Origin of the sequence: Phenylobacterium sp. (assembly GCF_036502675.1) — a bacterium.
Lineage (GTDB): Bacteria > Pseudomonadota > Alphaproteobacteria > Caulobacterales > Caulobacteraceae > Phenylobacterium.
In genome coordinates, this window is the sequence record NZ_DASXYF010000089.1 from 1 (window position 1) to 18,140 (window position 18,140).

15 protein-coding genes are annotated in these 18,140 nt (G+C 70.2%); 6 read left to right on the plus strand and 9 right to left on the minus strand.

Going from position 1 to position 18,140, the window contains the following annotated elements; all coding sequences use genetic code 11:
• Both VGL30_RS11340 and VGL30_RS11345 read right to left on the minus strand, forming a co-directional pair.
• On the minus strand, nucleotides 1-2,145 hold the full coding sequence (locus VGL30_RS11340; protein WP_331539976.1) for an acetate--CoA ligase family protein: 2,145 nt from the start codon (nucleotides 2,143-2,145) through the stop codon (nucleotides 1-3).
• Nucleotides 2,146-2,194: 49 nt separating this feature from the next.
• Entirely contained in the window at nucleotides 2,195-2,776 is a 582-nt protein-coding gene (locus VGL30_RS11345; protein ID WP_331539978.1) for a hypothetical protein, read from the minus strand.
• 532 nt (nucleotides 2,777-3,308) lie between these two features.
• Here VGL30_RS11345 and VGL30_RS11350 point away from each other — a divergent pair.
• From VGL30_RS11350 to VGL30_RS11360, 3 genes are all read left to right on the plus strand, one after another.
• Nucleotides 3,309-5,402: a TonB-dependent receptor gene (locus VGL30_RS11350; RefSeq protein ID WP_331539980.1), complete on the plus strand. Its 2,094-nt coding sequence runs from the start codon at nucleotides 3,309-3,311 to the stop codon at nucleotides 5,400-5,402.
• 116 nt (nucleotides 5,403-5,518) lie between these two features.
• Nucleotides 5,519-6,769, plus strand: coding sequence for an MFS transporter (locus tag VGL30_RS11355; protein WP_331539982.1), 1,251 nt, complete (start codon nucleotides 5,519-5,521; stop codon nucleotides 6,767-6,769).
• A gap of 215 nt (nucleotides 6,770-6,984) precedes the next feature.
• Complete coding sequence (locus tag VGL30_RS11360; RefSeq protein ID WP_331539984.1) at nucleotides 6,985-7,590, plus strand: hypothetical protein; 606 nt, start codon at nucleotides 6,985-6,987, stop codon at nucleotides 7,588-7,590.
• 30 nt (nucleotides 7,591-7,620) lie between these two features.
• Here the strand turns inward: VGL30_RS11360 and hpxZ are convergent, their stop codons facing one another.
• From hpxZ to VGL30_RS11390, 6 genes are read right to left on the minus strand one after another with little or no spacing between them, the layout of a single operon-like run.
• Complete coding sequence (hpxZ, locus tag VGL30_RS11365; protein WP_331539986.1) at nucleotides 7,621-8,004, minus strand: oxalurate catabolism protein HpxZ; 384 nt, start codon at nucleotides 8,002-8,004, stop codon at nucleotides 7,621-7,623.
• Nucleotides 8,001-9,392 carry an AtzE family amidohydrolase gene (locus VGL30_RS11370; protein WP_331539988.1) on the minus strand — a complete coding sequence of 464 codons (1,392 nt, stop codon included), beginning with the start codon at nucleotides 9,390-9,392 and terminating at the stop codon, nucleotides 8,001-8,003. Before VGL30_RS11370 ends, hpxZ begins: the two co-directional genes overlap by 4 nt.
• Entirely contained in the window at nucleotides 9,389-9,571 is a 183-nt protein-coding gene (locus tag VGL30_RS11375; RefSeq protein WP_331539990.1) for a hypothetical protein, read from the minus strand. Before VGL30_RS11375 ends, VGL30_RS11370 begins: the two co-directional genes overlap by 4 nt.
• Nucleotides 9,572-9,596: 25 nt before the next feature.
• Entirely contained in the window at nucleotides 9,597-11,213 is a 1,617-nt protein-coding gene (locus VGL30_RS11380; protein ID WP_331539992.1) for a hypothetical protein, read from the minus strand.
• Complete coding sequence (locus VGL30_RS11385) at nucleotides 11,210-11,908, minus strand: isochorismatase family cysteine hydrolase (RefSeq protein WP_331539994.1); 699 nt, start codon at nucleotides 11,906-11,908, stop codon at nucleotides 11,210-11,212. Before VGL30_RS11385 ends, VGL30_RS11380 begins: the two co-directional genes overlap by 4 nt.
• Before the next feature lie 26 nt (nucleotides 11,909-11,934).
• Nucleotides 11,935-12,756, minus strand: a complete 822-nt coding sequence (locus VGL30_RS11390) for a hypothetical protein (protein ID WP_331539996.1) — start codon at nucleotides 12,754-12,756, stop codon at nucleotides 11,935-11,937.
• Between the two features lie 231 nt (nucleotides 12,757-12,987).
• Between VGL30_RS11390 and VGL30_RS11395 the strand changes: the two genes are divergently transcribed.
• The 3 genes from VGL30_RS11395 to VGL30_RS11405 all read left to right on the plus strand — a co-directional run bounded on the left by VGL30_RS11395 (nucleotide 12,988) and on the right by VGL30_RS11405 (nucleotide 17,164).
• On the plus strand, nucleotides 12,988-13,680 hold the full coding sequence (locus VGL30_RS11395) for a GntR family transcriptional regulator (RefSeq protein ID WP_331539998.1): 693 nt from the start codon (nucleotides 12,988-12,990) through the stop codon (nucleotides 13,678-13,680).
• 343 nt (nucleotides 13,681-14,023) lie between these two features.
• A complete protein-coding gene (locus VGL30_RS11400; protein WP_331540000.1) occupies nucleotides 14,024-15,379 on the plus strand; it encodes an MFS transporter in 1,356 nt (451 codons plus the stop codon).
• A gap of 36 nt (nucleotides 15,380-15,415) precedes the next feature.
• A complete protein-coding gene (locus VGL30_RS11405; protein WP_331540002.1) occupies nucleotides 15,416-17,164 on the plus strand; it encodes a hypothetical protein in 1,749 nt (582 codons plus the stop codon).
• Here VGL30_RS11405 and VGL30_RS11410 read toward each other — a convergent pair.
• Complete coding sequence (locus VGL30_RS11410) at nucleotides 17,131-18,138, minus strand: aromatic ring-hydroxylating oxygenase subunit alpha (RefSeq protein WP_331540004.1); 1,008 nt, start codon at nucleotides 18,136-18,138, stop codon at nucleotides 17,131-17,133. The two genes, VGL30_RS11405 and VGL30_RS11410, sit on opposite strands and share 34 nt — an antisense overlap.
• Nucleotides 18,139-18,140: the final 2 nt, after the last annotated feature.

Consider the following 18,140-nt stretch of genomic DNA (forward strand, 5'->3'; position numbering starts at 1 on the left):
CTAGCCGCCGGGCGGCGGCGGCCCGGCGACCACCAGGGCGTCGACCACCACGGCGCGGTGCGGCTGGACCAGCACCGGGTTGAGGTCCATCTCCTGGATGCGGTCCCCGGCGGCGAGGCCCAGGGCCGCCGCCCTCAGGACCAGGTCCACCAGGGCCGCCTTGTCGGCCGGCGGCGCGCCGCGAACCCCGTCCAGCAGCGGCGCCATGCGCAGGCTGGCGATCATGTCGCGCACGTCCTGCGGCCCGACGGGCAGGGGGCTCGCGACCACGTCCTTCAGCACCTCGGCATGGACGCCGCCGGCGCCCAGGGTCAGCGTCGGCCCGAACTGCGGGTCCTGCGAAAGGCCGACGATCATCTCGACGCCGCCTTCCACCTGTTCCTGGACGAGCACCCCGTCGATGCGGGCCGCGCCGGCCGCGCGGGCGCGCGCCAGCAGGTCCTCCGCCGTCGCCCGTGCGGCCTCCGGCGTTTCCACGCCCAGCCTCACCAGTCCGAGTTCGGACTTGTGGGGGATGTCCGGCGACATGACCTTGATGGCGACGGGGAGGCCGATCTCGCGTGCGGCGTCAGCGGCGGCGGCGGCGTCAGGCGCCAGGCGCGACCGCGCCAGGGCGATCCCCGCCGCCGACAGCAGCGTCTCGGCGTCTCCTGCGCCAAGCACCCCGGCCCTGGACAGCGCGCGTCGCTGGTCCGCGGAGAGCGTCGCCTCGACGGGCGCGTCCGGCTCGAAGCGCGCCCGCCGCGCGGCGAAGTCGGCGTGGGCCCGAAGCGCGCGCATGCATTTGCCGAACGAACGGAAGATCGGGACGCCGGACGCCACCAGGTCGGCGTAGCCCCTGGTGTCGATGACCACGGAGGGCCAGACGCCGACAGCCGGCTTCCGGGCCGCAGGGCTCCAGGCGAGCAGGTCCGCGGCCATGGCGTCGGAGAGGCGGCCGTAGGCGGCGTTCAGTCCGGCGACCACGACGTCGACGTTCTCGGGCGAGGCGATCAGATCCAGCACCTGCAGCCGCTCGGCCTGATCGGCGCGGCCAAGGAAGCCCCCGCCGTTGTCGACCGGATTGGCGACGCTCAGGTTCTGCGGAATGTGCCGGTGCAGCCCGGCCTGCAGGCTCCCGGAAAACTCGGGAACCTGCAGGCCGGCGGCGTCGGCGGCCTCGGCCATCAGCGCCGCCGTCCCGCCGGAGATGGTGTACATCGCGCAGCGGGTTCCGGTGTCGCGCGGAAGCTTGGCGAACAGGTTCGCCGTCTCCAGGAGTTCGTCCAGTTCGCGCACGCGGGTGACGCCGTAGCGGCGGAACAGGCCTTGCACCACCGCGTCGGCGCCGGTCAGGTGGCCGGTGTGCGACGCGGCCGAGCGGGCGCCGCGGGCCGTCGAGCCCATCTTGATCGCCACCACCGGCTTGCCGGCGAGCAGGGCGCGCTCCAGCGCCGCCCGCAGCTTGGCCGTCGATCTGAACCCTTCGACATAGAGGGCGATCGTCGCCACCTCCGGAAGCCCGGCGAAGTGATGGATGAAGTCCGACGCCTCCAGGTCAGCCTCGTTGCCCACGGTGACCCAGCGGTGAAAGCAGGCGCCCATGGCGACGCCCTCGACCAGCGAGCGTCCGTTCGCGCCGCTCTGGGTGATCAAGGCGATGGCCCCGCCGCGATGGTTGGCGGGACGCGGATAGCGCTCGAAGGTGTTGTCGTTGGTGTTGGGGCCGATGACCCGCACGCCGGCCCGCGCGGCCGCCGCGGCGAGCTCGCGTTCCAGGCGGGCGCCTTCCGGACCGGTCTCGGAGAAGCCGTCGCTGAACACCAGGACGTCGCGGATTCCGCGCTGCCCGCAATCCTCGACGATTTGCGGCACGCGGGCGGGGGCGACGCGGATGACCACCAGGTCGATGTCGTCGGGCAGGTCCAGGACCGACCTGACGACGGGGATGTCGCCTGCGCCGCCGTTGGGATTGACGAAGTAGATCTTCACGTCGCCGTAGCGCGCGAACTGGAACCGCGCCGCGTCGGAAAGATCCACCCGGCCGACGAAGGCGACGCCGGTCTTCGGCACCAGGAGGCGTGCGATGTCGGCGTCGCTGCGCGCCAGCGCCTCGCGCGCCGACCGGTCCGCTGCGCCGAAGGCCGCAATCTCGCTGTCGGTCACTGTTCCTGCGTCCCCGTTCAAGTTCGACAACCGCCTCGGGATCGGCGGACTAGGGTTGCCGGCCCGTCTGGGTGGGCGAGCGCGGCGCCGAGCACATCAGCTCGGTGCGGATATGCCGGACGAGCCCGCGGATCTTGGCGCGCCAGCCCAGGCCGGCCTCGCCGCTGTCGATCTCGGCCTCGGCCTGCGCCCAGGTCTCCCAGTCGCGCACCGCCCAGATCAGGATCGCCTCGCTGTCGTCCCGCAGGGCGGTCCGATACGCCCCGACCAGCTCGACCCCCATCGGCCTGACGACCGGCGCCCATTCGCTTTCCACGGCGGCGAGGAAGTTGCGGGCCTCGCCGGGGACCAGGTCGACGATCTCATGGCGGAAGGCCTCCCAGCCGACGATCCCACGGCCGATGACGTCGTCGATGGTCGGCGAGTAGTCCGCCGCGACCAGCAGGCGGTCGAAGCCCCCGCTGCGCATCTCCTGCGCCTTGTTCCACCATCTCTCGAGCTCGGGGTCCTGCATGCCCCCATGGCCGCGGGTCTGGTGGGCGAAGGCCCCGGCCACGCCGCTCCACTGGTCGTGCTCCCAGAGATTGACGACCTCCGGCCAACGCCCGGTGCTGCCCAGGGTGCCCCACACCCCAAAGCAACGGGAACGCCGCTCACCGTCGGGCCTGTGGAAACCGGCCGTCATATGCTCAAAGTATTCTTTGCGACGATTGCCGATTATGTCGACGACTTCATGAAGATATACCCGGTCGTTCACGACAACTCCCTGTAATGTCCAGCGGCGGACGGCGCGGCCTGTTTCGGGCGGTCGGCGCGCCGGCTCGGCATCTGCGGTGCGCCGCATGTTCTGGCATGGCGTATGCGCACGTGTCCATAACCAAGTCGGACCCCAGTCGGGGGTGAATTCCCCCTGAGGAGACTGGTTTCAGGAGGGTTTTGCCGGATTCCGCCCGCTTCGGCCCCGCCTGGACGAGCGGATTGGGTTGACAGGTCTTCGAAATGGCTCACTCATACGCACACGATTGAAGTAAACAAAAAAAGTGGGGATGGGAGTGTCCAGGATCGTGCTTTTGGGCATGACCGCGATGTCGGTCGCATCCGCTGCGACGTGCGCGGGCGCACAGCCTCGACCGGCGTCGGCGCAGGCCAGGCCGGGTGTCGCGTTGGAGGAGGTCGTCGTCACCGCGCAACGGCGGTCGCAGAACCTTCAGGACGTGCCGATCTCGGTGACGGCGCTGGAGGGAGCCGACCTGGCCGCCAAGGGCGTCGTCAGCACCCAGGACCTGACCCTGGCGGTGCCGGGCCTGCTCTGGGCGCGCTCCACCAACTTCAACCAGCCGACCATTCGCGGCGTCGGCAGCCGCAACGCCTCGCCCGGCGACGAGCCCAACGTGGCGGTGTTCTTCGACGGGGTCTATCAGCCCGACCAGTTCGGCACCCTCTTCGAGTTGTCGAACATCGAGCGGATCGAAGTCCTCAAGGGTCCGCAAGGGACCCTGTTCGGCCGCAACGCCACCGGCGGCGCCATCAACGTCATCACCGCGGCCCCGAGCTTCACGCCGAAGGGGTCGTTTTCCGCCACCTACGGCCGCTTCGATTACCGCAAGGGGAGCGCCTATCTTTCCGGGCCGATCATCGCCGACAAGCTGGCCGCCAGCGTCTCGGCCATGGCCTTCGCCGACGACGGATATATTCACAACATCTATCTGAACACCACGCAGGGGAAGTACACCGGGCGCGCCGTCAGGGGAAAGTTGCTGTTCACGCCGACGGACGACCTCAAGCTTCAGCTCAACGGGCTGTACACCCGATCGTTCAACAACGTTCTGACCTCGCCCTATGTGCTGAACGGCAACACCCAGGCGCGATCGTCGGCGACCAGCAACTTCCTGAATCCGACGCATGTTCCGCTATCGCAGATCGTGGCCGACCAGCCGTACACCACCGCCACGGGCATCGTGCCCATCGGCAAGGTGTCGCTGAAGATGCTCGACGCCCATATGGATTGGGACCTCGGCTGGGCCGCCCTGTCGGCCCTGGCGAGCGTCGGCTCGACCAACGGCCAAAACCTGAGCCTGTCGGAAGGCAGCCCGTTGTTGCTGTCGCAGACCTACTATTACAACAAGACCAACGACACGACCCAGGAGCTGGTGCTGACGAGCGGCCCCGGCGCCTTGACCTGGCTCGTGGGCGCGCAGGGATTCCAGGCCCGCGCCGCGTTTTCTCCGATCATCTCGACGTCGCGAAGCGCGACGACCGGCCTCTTCACCGTCACGCCGACCATCGGTCCCCAGAACACCAGGGCTGTGGCCGGCTTCGCCGAGGCGACCTGGAATCCGCTGGAGCGGCTCTTCCTCACCGGCGGCCTGCGTTACAACTGGGAGTCGAAGGAGGCCTCTTCGATCACCGCCGCCGGCGTGGTGACGGCGCATGCGAAGGCGACGTTCCACAACCTTTCGCCGCGCGCCGTCGTCCGCTACCAATTCGCGGACAATTCCAACGTCTACGCGTCGTTCTCGAAAGGCTACAAGAGCGGCGTCTACAGCATAACGAGCTCGCCCCTGCCGATCAGGCCCGAGAAAATTTCGGCCTACGAGGTGGGGTTGAAGACCGATATCGGCCCCAGGATCCGCCTCAACGCCGCGGCCTACCATTATGACTACACCGATCTGCAGGTTGCGGCCTTCGTGACCGTCAACGGGGCTTCCCGGTCGATCCTGCAGAACGCCGGCAATGTGAAGATCAACGGCTTCGAGGCCGGCCTGGAAGCGAAGGTCACCTCCGAGCTGTCGGTCAACGCCGGCCTTTCGCTGCTGAAGACCAAGATCAACGATTTTCCGAACGCCTCGATCAATGTGCCCCGGGCCACGGCCGGCGTGCCCGACAACACCGGAAACGTGACCCTGATCGCCAACATCGACGGCAACGAACTGGCTCGGGCGCCCAAGGCCACGCTCAGTCTCGGCGCCACCTACACGCACGAACTGCTCGGGGGGGATCTGACCCTGAACGGCGGCATATTCTTCAGTTCGAAGTATTTTGCCGAGCTCGGCGACCGGGTCGTCCAGCCGTCCTACGAAGTGCTCAACGCATCCGCGACCTGGCGCGAGCCGGACGGCCACTACTATGTGACGGTGTTCGGGCAGAACCTGACCAATCAGGTCTATGCGGCGGGTCACCTGATCACGGCCTTCGCCGACGCGACCCAGGTGTCCAAGCCGCGGTGGGCCGGCGTCACGGTCGGGTACGATTTCTAGCCGGAACCGGCGCATTCGCTCGCAGGCGCCGGTCCGGCGGCCCCGGCTCGACATGAGGTTCGGCCGGCCGCGGCCGCCTTTTCCCGTCGGCGGGTTTGTTGCGAGGAGGGCGTCAGGTGCAGGCAGGTCCGCCCGGCGAGTGGCGCGCGGGCTGGAAGGTGGTGCTCACCGCGGCGCTCGGCATGAGCCTGGTGACCATGTACTCCAGTTCGGCCGGCGTGGTGATGAAGCCGCTGCAGGACGCGTTCGGCTGGAGCCGCGGCCAGATTTCCTCGATGACCGCCATCAAGAGCACGGTGATCATCATCGCCAGCCCGTTGGTGGGCTATGCGGTCGATCGGTTCGGCTCGCGCCGCATCGCCCTGCCGGGCGTCGTCGCCTACTGCGCCGCGCTGGCCATGGTCGGGCTGACGGGACCGAAGATCTGGACCTGGTACCTGGCCTGGGCGGTCGCCGCGTTCGCCGGCCTGATGGTGGGCTCGACGGTCTGGACCGCCGCGGTCGCCAGCCGCTTCGACAGGCACAGGGGGCTGGCGCTCAGCGCCGCTCTTTGCGGGCTCGGCATAACCTCCGCCTTCGTCCCGGCCTTCGCGACCTGGGCGCTCGGAGCCTTCGGCTGGCGCGGCGTCTACCTTGCGTTGGGAGCCCTCGGGATCGTCGTCGCCCTGCCGATGGTCTGGCTGTTCTTTCACGAGGTGCGGCGCGTCCCGGCGACGGCCAGGTCCGGGGCGCCGTCCAATCCGGATATTCCGGGGCTGACGTTCGGCGAGGCGATCTGCCAGCCGCGCTACTGGCGCCTGGCCGTGGCCCTGTGCACCAGCGCGCTGGCCGCCGGCGCCTTCCAGCTGCACCTCGTGCCGATGATGACGGACCTCGGAATTTCCAGGATGCAGGCGGCCGGCTATGTCGGGCTGATCGGTCCGGTGTCCATCGTCAGCCGCCTGCTGGGCGGCTACCTGATGGACCGGTTCCACCCGCCGCTTGTCGCGGGCGTCTGCTTCGCCTTGCCGATCGTGGCCTGCCTGCTCATCCCCTACATGGGCGTCTCGCCGGCCGTCCCCCTGGCGGTGGTCCTGATCGACGGCCTGGGCGCGGGCGGCGGCGGCGGCGCCACCGGCGTGCTCGTCTCGCGTTATTTCGGCATGCGGGCCTATGGGCGGATCTACGCCATTCTCACCGCCCTGGTCGGCGTCGGCTACGGGTACGCCGGCCTGTTGGCGGGGCTCGTCTACGACCGATATGGCAACTACGACATTCTGCTGAAATTCCTCGTCGCCAGCCTGGCCGTCGGTGCGGTCCTCATGCTCACGATGGGGCGCATGCCGATGCTTGAGGTTGAAGGCGCGGTCCCCCCCTCCGGCGCCTAGGCGTACAGCCGGAAGTGGAAGCCGGTTCCGGCGCGACGTCAGCCTGGTTGACCTGGACCCGCTCTTCCCCGTGACAGCGGCGGCCCGGGCGGTTGCCGTTTCAGGACCGCGTGAGCGGAAATCCCGGGTTCCCGCTATTGAGCCACGGTGATTTGGCGCTTTAGCTACGCGGCGCACCGGCGTACGCATACGGGCCGCCGTAAAGGAGCGATGCGATGATCAGGCAGACCCTGCTGGCCCTAGCGGCCTTGTCCATGGCCGCCGCCGCCCACGCGCAGACGGCGGCTCCGCCGAAGGTCGAGCGCGTCGAAGGCGTGGTGACGGCGCTCACCGACACCGAGATCACCCTGGCCGAAGCGAACGGCAGGACGGAGACGATCAAGCTGCTGCCGACCTGGTCGGTGGGCGTGGCGAGGCCGATCTCCGTAGAGGACATCAAGCCCGGCAGCTACCTCGGGACGACCAACCACGCCACGCCCGACGGCGCCGGCGTCTCCACCGAGGTGCATGTCTCTCCGCCGGGAACGGCGGGGCCCGGGCTGGACTTCCTGATGGATGCGGCCGCCCAGACCACCATGACCAACGGCGTGGTCACCACGGTGGTCAGGAGCGAGGGGGGGCGGGTGCTGACGGTCAACTATGGCGCCGGCGCGCGGCGGATCACTGTGCCCGCGGGCGTGCCGGTGGTGCTCACCACCGCCGGCGACCGGTCGCTGGTCAAGGTGGGCGCCAAGGTCCGGCTGGTGAACTTCACCCCGTCCGGCGGCGCGCCGCGCCAGTTCATCAGCGTCGGCGAGAACGGCGCGCCGCCGCCGGGCTGAACGGCCCCCCCGGTCCGACGCGGAGGGTCTCTAGGAACCCTCGCCGAGGAAGGAGATGTGGGCGGCCACCACCCGCCAGCCGTCGTCGAAGCGCGCCCACGCCTGGCTCTGGCGCCCCGGCCGGGCGGCGCCGACCCGCTGGAACTCGGTGTTCGCGGTGGCGAAGTCGCGCCCGAAGGCGGTGATCACGGTGTTGGAGAGGCTGCGCTGCGGCGAGCCGCCGACCCGCGCGGTGCGGAAGGCCGTGACGGCGTCGATCCCGTAGAGGTTCTGTCCGGGGCCGTAGCGGATCGTCGCCGGACTTCGCCAGAAGAGGGCGTCCAGGGCCTCCAGGTCGTTGGCCATCAGGGCGGCTTCATAGCTGTCGAAGGCGGCCTGCACCTCGGCCAGGACGTCGGGGTCGTTGACGATCATGGGTCCACCACGGGCGCTGCGGCGAGGCCGGCCGCCTGCAGGCGCGCGGCCGCCTGGAAGGCGAGGTCTTCCCGCCACGGCGGCGCGACCAGTTGCACGCCGAGCGGCGCCGCCCCCTCGAGCCGGATCGGCGCGGCGACGATCGGCAGGCCGATGGCGCTGAGCGGCTGGCTGAGGACGCCGAGGTTCGGACGGGTGGGCGCGTCGCGGCCGCCGAGGCTGATCTGCGCCTGGCCGAGACGCGGCGCGGCGCAGGGCGTGGCGGGCGCCAGCAGCAGGTCGCAGGTGGCGAAGGCGGCCAGGGCTTCGTCGTAGAAGCGCCGCCGCAGCCGCTGGGCCTGGATGAGGGCGTCGGCGGGCAGCAGTCCCCCGGCCAGCAGGCGGCCGCGGGTGGCGGGATCGAAATCCCCGGGCCGGGCCCGCAGGTTGGCGCGGTGCAGGTTCGCCCCCGAGGCGGCGGTGATGAGGAACGCGGCCGAACGCGCGGTCTCCGCGCCCGGCAGGCTCGCCCTGGCGCGGGCGCCCAGCGCCTCCGCGGCCGCCGCGACGGCGGCCCGGGCGTCGTCGTCCGCCATCTCCTGGAACCAGCCGTCCAGCACCGCCACGCGCAGCGGCCCGCCGGCCAGGCGTCCCGACACCGGCTCCGCCGCCCGCGCGGCGCAGGCCGGGTCGCCGGCGTCGTGGCCCTGCAGCGCGTCATAGACCTGGGCCAGGTCCTCGACGCTGCGGGCGAACAGGCCGAGATGGTCGAGATCGAACACGAACGGGAAGCTGCCCGTGCGCGGCAGGCGGCCGAAGGTGGGCTTGAGGCCGAAGACGCCGCAGAACGAGGACGGCACGCGGATGGAGCCGTTGGTGTCGGACCCCAGGGCGAAGGCGCCCAGTCCCGCCGCGACCGCCGCCGCCGAGCCGCCCGAGGAGCCGCCGGCGGTGCGCGTCAGGTCGTGCGGATTGCGCACGGCGCCGAAGTGCGCGTTCTCGGTGGTGAAGCCGTAGGCGTATTCGTCCATCGTCTGGACGCCCAGCAGCACCGCGCCGGCGGCGCGCAGGCGCGCGACCAGCACGGCGTCGGCCCCGGCCGGCGCCCGTTCCAGGCCGATCTTCGAGCCCGCGGCCGTCGCCAGTCCGGCCACGTCGAACAGGTCCTTGACGCCGTAGGGCACGCCGGCGAGCGGGCCGGGGTCGCGCCCGGCGGCCAGGGCCGCGTCCACCGCCGCGGCGTCGCGCAGGGCGCGCTCCGGCAGCACCTTGCGGAAGCTGTTCAGCCGTCCGTCCAGCGCCTCGATGCGCGCCAGCGCGGCCTCGACGGCCTGGACGGCGGTCACGCGGCCGCCGCGCACCGCCGCCGCGATCTCCCGGGCGCCCTGCTCGCTGCTCCGTAGGCTCATGGACGGAAAAGCGCGGCCGGTTCGATGTCCTGGCCGAGCTCGGCCGCCCTGATCTGCTGAAGGTGCGGCGCCATCAGCCGCCAGGCGGCGGCGGTCTCCGCCAGGTGTTCCGCCGGCAAGGGCTCGCCGAAATGTTCGGCGAGCGTCTTCACGATCGTCTCGACGCCGTCAGCCGTCATGCACACACCCTGGTCGCGCGGGCCGCTAGGCCGTCTCGCCGATCCCGTGCTCGATGACCGGCGCGTGGACCGCCGGTTCGAGCGCGACGCCGACCCGCTTGGCGCAGAGAACCAGGAAAGCGGCGGCGATGACATAGCTGGCGGCCACTTCCGGCATCCGCGCGATGCCGATCGCCTCGCTATGGATCAATCCGAAGAAGGTCAGCACGCCGCCGGCCAAGGCGAAGGCGGCCGCCTGGTAGAACTTGCGGTCGATGATCAGCACCGCCACCGAGCCCAGGATGATCCCGGCCAGGGTCGCGCCGCTGCCGAGCACGGTCAGGCCGTGGTAGAGCACGCCGTTCTGCGCCAGCTTGTCCATTCCGACGTCGGCGGCGTTGACGCCGGCGGCGCCCAGCGCATTGTCGATCTGGGTCTTGCCCCAGGCCGCGATCTGCGGGACCAGCGCCAGCACGATGGCCGGCGCATGCTTGCCCGGCGTCTCCTGGAACGCCTGGGCCCCGATCAGCATGCCGATGTAGAGCAGGATCGGCAGCAGGGCGACCGAGGGGATCAGGGCCATCAGCAGGGCCACGATCCCGAACCAGGTCAGCACCAGCATGACGATGCCCGTCGCCGCCGAATAGCCGGTGCGCCCGCCCATGGCCTTCCAGCCGGGGTGGCCGATATAGACGGCGTTGATGAAGGGGTTGCCCATCAGGCAGCCGATCAGGCTGACCACGCCGTCGGCCGTCAGCACCTGGGTGGTGGGGAAGGGGTCGCCGGCCGCCGCGGCGCTCTCGACGTTGTCCATCGCCTCGACCAGGTCGTAGATCCCGAACGGGATGGCGGTGACCAGGATCACGCCCAGGTATTTGAAGCCGCCGATCAGCTCGGGAATGGCCGGCGTGGGAAACTTGAAGCCGAAGGTGGCCAGCGCGCCATGCAGCTGCTCCACCCCCACGCCGCCGACCTTGTAGCCGGCGAGGGTGGCGCCCCAGGCCATGGCCGCGCCGACCGCGATGGCCACCAGGCCGCCGGGCACGCCCTTGGGAAACCGCACGCCGCCGAACCAGCTGGCCAGGATGATGACCAGGCAGGTCACGCCGATCACCGGGGCCGAGAACATCTGGGCCGCCGGGCTCATGGAGATGAACGTCAGCGAGATGCCGGCCAGCGAGCCCAGCAGGGCCGCGCGCGGGGTGATCCGGCGCACCACCGGGGCCACGAAGCCGCCGACCATCAGCACGAAGCTCTGGACGAACACCCAGGTCAGGCCCGCGCCCCAGGCCTGCAAGGGGTCCTTGGTGGCGTGCAGGATCGGCATCATCACCACGAAGACGACGACGAACATGTGCGGCACGCTGATGCCGGAGGGCAGGGCGCAGACGTCGGTGCGCCCGGTCTTGGCGGCCAGGCGCCGCGCCAGCCAGGCGTAGTACATGGTCGACAGGAACATCATCAGGCCGGTCGCCGGCAGGATGCGGCCGAACACCACCTCGTCCGGCATCTGCAGCACGAACCGCAGCAGGCCGGTGAGCACCAGCACGTTGACGAGGATGTTGGTGCCGAACCCGAAGAGGGCGTTCCAGTCGCCCGGCGTCCAGAACGGCTGCCGGATCGGGGCGGCGGAGGTCGGCGGGACTGCGGACGCGATGCTCATGACGCGGCTCTCCTTTGGATGTGGACGACGGAAGCGGCCAGGGCCGCGACCAGGGCGTCGGAATGTCCCACCCAGCCGACGACGCCGTTCTGGGCCTGGATCATGCGCAGGGCCTGGTCATGGAATTCGGGAAAGTAGGAGCCGGTGCAGTCGGACAGCACGAGGCAGTCGTAGCCCCTGTCGTTGGCCTCCCGCGCCGTGGTGTTGACGCAGACCTCGGTGGTCACGCCGCAGATGATCAGCTGCTCTACGCCCTGGTTGCGCAGGATCAGGTCCAGGTCTGTGGCGAAGAACGCGCCCTTGCCCGGCTTGTCGACGACGGGCTCGCCGGGCTCGGGCGCCAGTTCCGGCACGATGTCGTGGCCTGGCTCGCCGTGTACCAGGATGCGCCCCATCGGTCCGGCGTCGCCGATGGCGAGCGGACCGCGGCCGCGGCGCCGCTTGGCCGCCGGCAGGTCGCTGAGGTCCGGCCGATGGCCCTCGCGGGTATGGATGACGAACAGGCCGGCGGCGCGGGCGGCCAGCAGCAGCCGCCGGAGCGGCGCCACCACGCCGCCGAGCCGCGAGACGTCGTTGCCCAGGGCCGCGCCGAATCCCCCCGGTTCGAGGAAGTCGCGCTGCATGTCGATGATCACCAGCGCGGCGCGATCCGCCTCGAACGGGAACGGGTAGGGGGCGGCGGAGAGTTCGACCACGGCGTCCTCCTCAGGTTTTGCGAATGCTAGAAGCCCATGCCGATCCCGACCTGCCAGAGGTGCAGGTTTCGCTTGGTCTTTCCCTGGTTGAGTATGGATTCAGCAAGCACCAGGCGGTCGTTGATCAGATGGTAGTACTGGTAGCCGCCGAACACCGACCAATGGCCGGCGCTGGCCGGGATCGCGGTCAGCGGGTAGGTCACCTTCAGGCCGGTGGAGAACACGCCGGCGTTTTGGTCGCCGCCCCAGTAGCCCTTCGGCCCGACGGTCACCCAGGTCGGCATGCTGAGGGTGACCGGAATGCTGTAGGGCTGCAGGTCCCAGGTCGGCGATGCGCCGATCTCGACGTCGTAGGTGTCGCCCCGCTTGCCGGTGACCACCGTGGAATCGCCGTCCATGGCGTAGAACAGCTTGACGTAAGGGTGCAGCGAGATCGGCTTCAGGTACTGGCTGTCGTCGAAGGCCAGGCTGAACTCGAGGTTCTTCTCCGTCTTGTAGGCGCCGGGGCCGCTGATGAACTGGACGTATTCGACTCCGGCCTTCCAGTTCTTGTGGATGGTGGCGCTGGCGCCGAGCGACCAGTCGATCTCGTTGAACGCCTGGGTGTTGGGCGCCTTGTAGCCGGGGTTGAAGTCCATCCAGGTGGTGCCGAAGATGGCGACGTCGGTGATGGTCCCGCCGGGATCCTGCGGGAAGTCGACCACCAGCCCGTTCAGCAGCTGGACCGTCGAGCCCTCCGAGGTGACGCGTAGGCCGCGGGGCGTGATGTAGTCGTTCTTCAGCGACAGGTTCATGAAGCCGTGCAGGCTTGGGTCGGCCGCCGCCGGGCCCGCCAGGGCTGCTGTCAATAACCCAATGAAACCAATCGCTTTCCGCATCTTCGTCGCCCCTCGTTGTTGCAATCCGAGGCCGGCTTGCGTGGCCCCGCTGCAATGAGCGATGCATACGAAATTCCTAATTCACACGACTATGTATGCAATAGGCGGCGATTGGCTGTGGGTTGCGCGGAAGGCGATCACGGGATGCGCAAGTTGTACACAGATGCTTCCCATCGACGGACGCAAGCGGTAGAAGCGCACATGGACGAGATCGGACAGAACCGCGTCGGCAAGCTCGCCAAACAGATCGAGGCCCTGGTGACCGGCGGCGAGCTGCCCCCGGGCTCCAAGCTTGACGAACAGATCCTGGCCCAGCGGTTCGAGGTCTCCCGCACGCCGGTGCGCGAGGCGCTGCGCCAGCTCGCGAGCACCGGCCTGATCGAGCTGCGCCCCAATCGCGGGGCCTTCGTGACCATCGTCACCCCCGAACGGCTGGAGGAGATGTTCGTGGCCATGGCCGAGCTGGAGGCCACCTGCGCCAGGCTGGCGGCCATGAGCATGACGCCCGTCGAGCGGCGCGGCCTGCAGCGGCTGCACGAGCGGATGGCGGAGATGGTCGCGCGCGACCTGTTCGAGGATTTCGTCGAAGCCAACGAGACCTTCCACGCCCTGGTCTACCGGGGCGCGCACAACAGCCTGCTGGAGGAGGCGACGATCGCCCTGCGGCGCCGGGTCGCCGCCTACCGGCGCGCGCAGTTCCGCACCGCCGGACGGCTCGCCCGGTCGCACGCGGAACACGACGCGGTGGTGAAGGCCATCGTCTCGGGCGAGCCGGCCCGCGCCCACGCCACCATGCTGCACCACGTCGACCTTGTGGGCGCGTCCTTCGAGAAGCTGCTCGCCACCGCCGGCGCCGCCCCGCCGGTCAGGACGGCCGAGGGCCGCGAGCCTTAGGCCTCGCGGCGCGGTCTAAGCTTCCGGCGCGCCGGTCTGCGCCGACGGGCTCCTCCAAACCTGCGCTCGCCGGCCCGGGCCTTCGGGGCGGGCCGGTCGTCGCCAGGCCGCCGCCGATATTGCTCAGGGCGCTTGACCTGCGCGCCGTTTGGCCCCGTCCTGCGCGCAAAGCGCACGATGTATGGTTCTTCAGACCGCAATCGCCCTTCGCGGGGCCGAGGCGGGTTGGTTGCGGCCGGGTCTTGCCAGGTTTTCAGGGAGAGGCGCGCCATGTTGCGGCGGGCAAGGGCCGACATGCTCACCGCGAGGCGCGTCAGCCTCGCCGACAGCCGGAGGCCGGCGCGTGACCGATGAGGTCGACGTCGCCGGGCGCGTCGAGAGGCCGCCGGTCGTCAGGGCCGCAACAGACAGCGACGCGGCCAGGACGCGGCGCGCGTGGCCTGTGGTCTGGGTGTTGATGACGGTTTACGCGGTCAACATCCTCGACCGGCAGATCATGTCCATGCTCGGGAACAAGATCAGCCTGGACCTGGGGCTGAACGATTCTCAACTCGGACTGCTGGGCGGATTGGGATTCTCGGCCGTCTACTTCCTGTTCGCCTTGCCGTGGGGCTGGATCGCGGACCGGCCGCACGCCAGCCGCCTCTGGGTGATTTCGGGCGCGCTGGCGGTCTGGTCCTCCATGACGGCCTTCTGCGGCCTGGCGCAGTCGTTCGGACAGTTGCTTCTCGGACGAATGGGCGTGGCGGCCGGCGAGGCGGGCTGCGTGGCGCCCGCGCAGTCGTTGATCGCGGAGGCGGTTCCGCGCGCGCACCTCGCGCGGGCGCTGGCGGTCTTCAGCCTCGGCGTGCCGCTCGGCTCGTTCGTCGGGCGAGCGCTGGGCGGCGGGCTCAGCGACGCCGTCGGCTGGCGGAACACCTTCTTCTTCGTCGGCGCACCGGGACTCCTACTGGCCGTCCTGCTGCTGCTGGTTTTCAAGGACGGCGGGCCGCGGGCGCTCCAGCCGACGGTTCCTCGACTGCGCGAGCCGACGTTCCGCAAGGCCATCGGGCAGATACTCCGATCGCGAACCATCATCTACATCGCCCTGGGTAACGTGCTCACCAGCGCGCTCAATGCGGGGATGGGCTTCTGGGGGATGATGCACTTCCAGCGGAACCTCGGGCTGACGGCCGGGGAGACCGGCTTATGGCTCGGGCTGCAGGGCGGGCTGACGGGACTCCTCGGGACCGTGCTCGGCGGCTGGGTGGCCGACCGCTTCGGGGCACAGCAGCCCCGCCACTACATGACCCCCGCGGTGGTCGGCATGCTGGTTGCGCCGCCGCTGCTCCTGCTGACCTGGTCGACGAACATCTGGTGGGCGGCGATCCTGCTCATGGCGATCCCGGCCATGAGCGACAACCTCACTTACGGAGGCGCGGGCGCGGCCAAGCAGCGCCTGCTCACATCCGATGTCCGGGCGTCAGCCACGGCGATGGTGTCGATGATCACGATCCTGGTGGGCTCGGGAGGCGGGGTGACGCTGCTGGGCCTGGCGTCCGACGTTGTCCGCAGCCACCTTCCGGCGACGGCGGCGCCTCATGAAAGCATCCGCTACGTGCTGATGGGGTCGGCCTTCCTCTTCGTCCTTCCCGCCTTCTTCTACTGGCGGGCCGGTCACCACGTGGAAAGCGAACTGGCTCGGTTCGAACGCGCCTAGGCTGCCGCGCGGGCCAGGCGAATCAGGAGCACATTCATGGTCGATACGCCGTCGCCCGAAAGCCCGGCGTCCCGGCTTGGCGACGTCCTGCGCCTGCTGGTCGAGGGCGATCCTGCGGCCGCTCTCGCCGTCGCCCGGCGTCTCGCCGGCCCGACGCCGCAGGACGCCGACGCGCAGTATTGGCTCGCGAGCGCTCTGGCGGCCAACGGCCAGGCCGATGCGGCGGCGCTCGCCGTCGACAACGCCCGCCTGCTGCACGCCATCGCCCTGATGCGGGAGATGGGCGTGGACGTGGCCGCGATAAACCGCGATCCGCAGGCCGCCGTGGACCTGGCGAGGCTGCTCTATGGCTCGCGCCTGGTCGCGCTGGCGTCCGTCGCCCTGGGCATGGCGATCCGCAACGACGAGCAGCGGCTCGAGCCCCTGCTGATGTTCGCCCTGTCCCTGCAGCACCAGGGACGCGCCGAGGAAGCGATCCAGCTGTTCCGGGCGGCGGCCGAGCTCTATCCCGCGTCGGAGGCGGGCCAGTTCCTGCTGATGCCGCACTTCTACGTGCAGGAGGGGATCGCGCGCCACGCGGCCGAAGCCCGCCGATGGGCGGAGCAACACGCCGTCGGGGCGCCGCCGCCGCGGTTCCGCAACCCGCCCGCCGCCGGTCGCAAGCTGCGCGTGGGCTATGTGGCGCCGAGCTTCAGCCAAAATCAGCTGCGGCAGTTCGTGCAGCCGGTGCTGGAGAGCCATGACCGCGACGCCTTCGAGGTGTTCATCTTTCCGGCCCGCGCCGAAGGGGAGGGGCCGTGGCCGCAGCCGGTGCAAGTCCACGCTATCGGCGGGCTGGATGACCGGCGCGCCGCCGACCTGATCCGCGCCCAGAGGATCGACGTGCTGATCGACGCCTGGGGCCACACCGCCGGCAGCCGGATCGGCGTCTTCGCCCATCGCCCCGCGCCGGTGCAGGCGGCGTGGCTGAACTACCAGCAGACCACCGGCCTGCCGGCCATGGACTACGTGCTCCACGCCGACTCGGTAGATGGGCCGGGCATGGCCGAGGCCTTCGTCGAGACGGTCTGGCGGGTCGGGCCGACCTCGGCGCCGTTCCGGCCCGACGGCGAATCTCCGGCGACGCCGGCGCCCGCGCTCAGGAACGGCTATGCGACCTTCGGCAGCTTCAACAACCCGGCCAAGCTGTCGGACGAGACGGTGGCGGCCTGGGCGCGGATCCTCAGGGGGCGGCCGACCGCGCGGCTGATCCTCAAATACGGCTACTTTGCCGATCCGGTGCTCCGCGCCGTAACCTCGTCGCGCTTCGCCGCGCACGGCTTGGACCCCGCGCGGATCGAGTTCCGTGGGCACACCACGGGCGAGGCCTATGCGGCCGAGTTCGGCGACGTCGACATGGCGCTGGACCCGTCGCCCGTCCCCGGCGGCACCACGACCCTGGAGGCTTTGAGCCGCGGCGTGCCGGTGCTGATGCTGGACGGCCCGACCTTCTATGCGCGCACCGCCCTGCAGATCCTCACAGGCGCGGGCCTGGGCGAGCTGGTGGCGGCCGACTGGGACGACTACGTCGCGCGCGCCCTCGACTTCTCGGCCGACGCGGGCCGGCTGCAAGCCCTGCGGGAGCGCACGCGGGCCGGCTTCGCGGGCGCCAGCTACCGCGACGAGGCCGCGGTCACCCGGGACCTGGAGAAGGCCTGCCGCGGCATGTTCGAGGCCTGGGAGCGCCGGGCTGGCGGCGCCTCCGGACCGGCTCAGGCCAGGTCGCGCAGCGCGCGCCAGAAGTGACGGGCGCGGTCCTCGGATTTCGCGAAGATCCGGTCGGGCCGGTCGGCGGCGTAGTGCGGGCTGACTCGGCGGCAGATGGCGTGGTCCTCCTCGAACACCTTGCGGTTCAGGACGGCCGTGGAGGCCAGGAACGCGCCGGTCACGCTCTCCGCGCCCGGCTTGGCGGGCGCGACGAGCAGCCGGCTCGAGAAGCGCGTCAGGCCCGGACGGCCCGAGGGGAAAAAAGTCTGCAGGGCGTAGCTGTAGCCGAAGGTCGACGAGACCATGGCGAACGGGAACACGAACAGACTGCTGTAGCCGCGGTGCGCGGCCTTGACGTCGAAGTACTTGCCCAGCCGGTCCAGGGCCTTGGCGGTGCGCGCGTCGCCGATCTCCGCGCGGTAGATGGAGTTCGCGCCGCTGTAGCTGTCCTGGTGCCCGCGCAGCGCCAGCGGCGCCAGGGTGTCGGGATGGATGAGGTTGACGTGGTAGCCCTCCAGCGCGTTCTCCACCGCCACGCGCCAGTCGCACTCGAAGTCGAAGCTGTTGAAGTCGGTCCGGCTGCCGATGTCGTGGGACATGGCCTCCAGCGGCCCGGCCAGGTCGCCGAGCTGGGCGTCGAGGTCTTGCCGCGGCTCGACGCCGACGAACAGGAAGTCGCCGCACCAGGCGGTGCGGTAGACGTTCAGCCGCGCGCCTTCGGCCTCCGCGGCCGGTACGGTTTCGCGCAGCGGGATCCGCACCCGCCCGCCCCGGTAGCTCCAGCCGTGGTAGGGGCAGAGCGCCGGCGCGCAGCCGGCGTCATCGAGGAACAGGCGCGTTCCGCGGTGCGGGCACTGGTTGTCGAAGGCCAGGACGTCGCCTTCGTCGTTGAACACCACCAGGTCGCCCAACGCCCATTGCAGCCTGACGAACGCCTGCGGCCGGGCGACCTCGCTGCGGTGGGCCACAAGGTGCCACCAGGATCGGGAGAGCGTCTCCTCAAGCGGCGTCACGG

Coding starts and splice junctions, on each gene's coding strand:
- VGL30_RS11360 (WP_331539984.1), top strand. CDS start 6,985: ATGATCAGGCAGACCCTGCTGGCCCTAGCGGCCTTGTCCATGGCCGCC.
- hpxZ (WP_331539986.1), bottom strand. CDS start 8,004: ATGATCGTCAACGACCCCGACGTCCTGGCCGAGGTGCAGGCCGCCTTC.
- VGL30_RS11370 (WP_331539988.1), bottom strand. CDS start 9,392: ATGAGCCTACGGAGCAGCGAGCAGGGCGCCCGGGAGATCGCGGCGGCG.
- VGL30_RS11375 (WP_331539990.1), bottom strand. CDS start 9,571: ATGACGGCTGACGGCGTCGAGACGATCGTGAAGACGCTCGCCGAACAT.
- VGL30_RS11380 (WP_331539992.1), bottom strand. CDS start 11,213: ATGAGCATCGCGTCCGCAGTCCCGCCGACCTCCGCCGCCCCGATCCGG.
- VGL30_RS11395 (WP_331539998.1), top strand. CDS start 12,988: ATGGACGAGATCGGACAGAACCGCGTCGGCAAGCTCGCCAAACAGATC.
- VGL30_RS11405 (WP_331540002.1), top strand. CDS start 15,416: ATGGTCGATACGCCGTCGCCCGAAAGCCCGGCGTCCCGGCTTGGCGAC.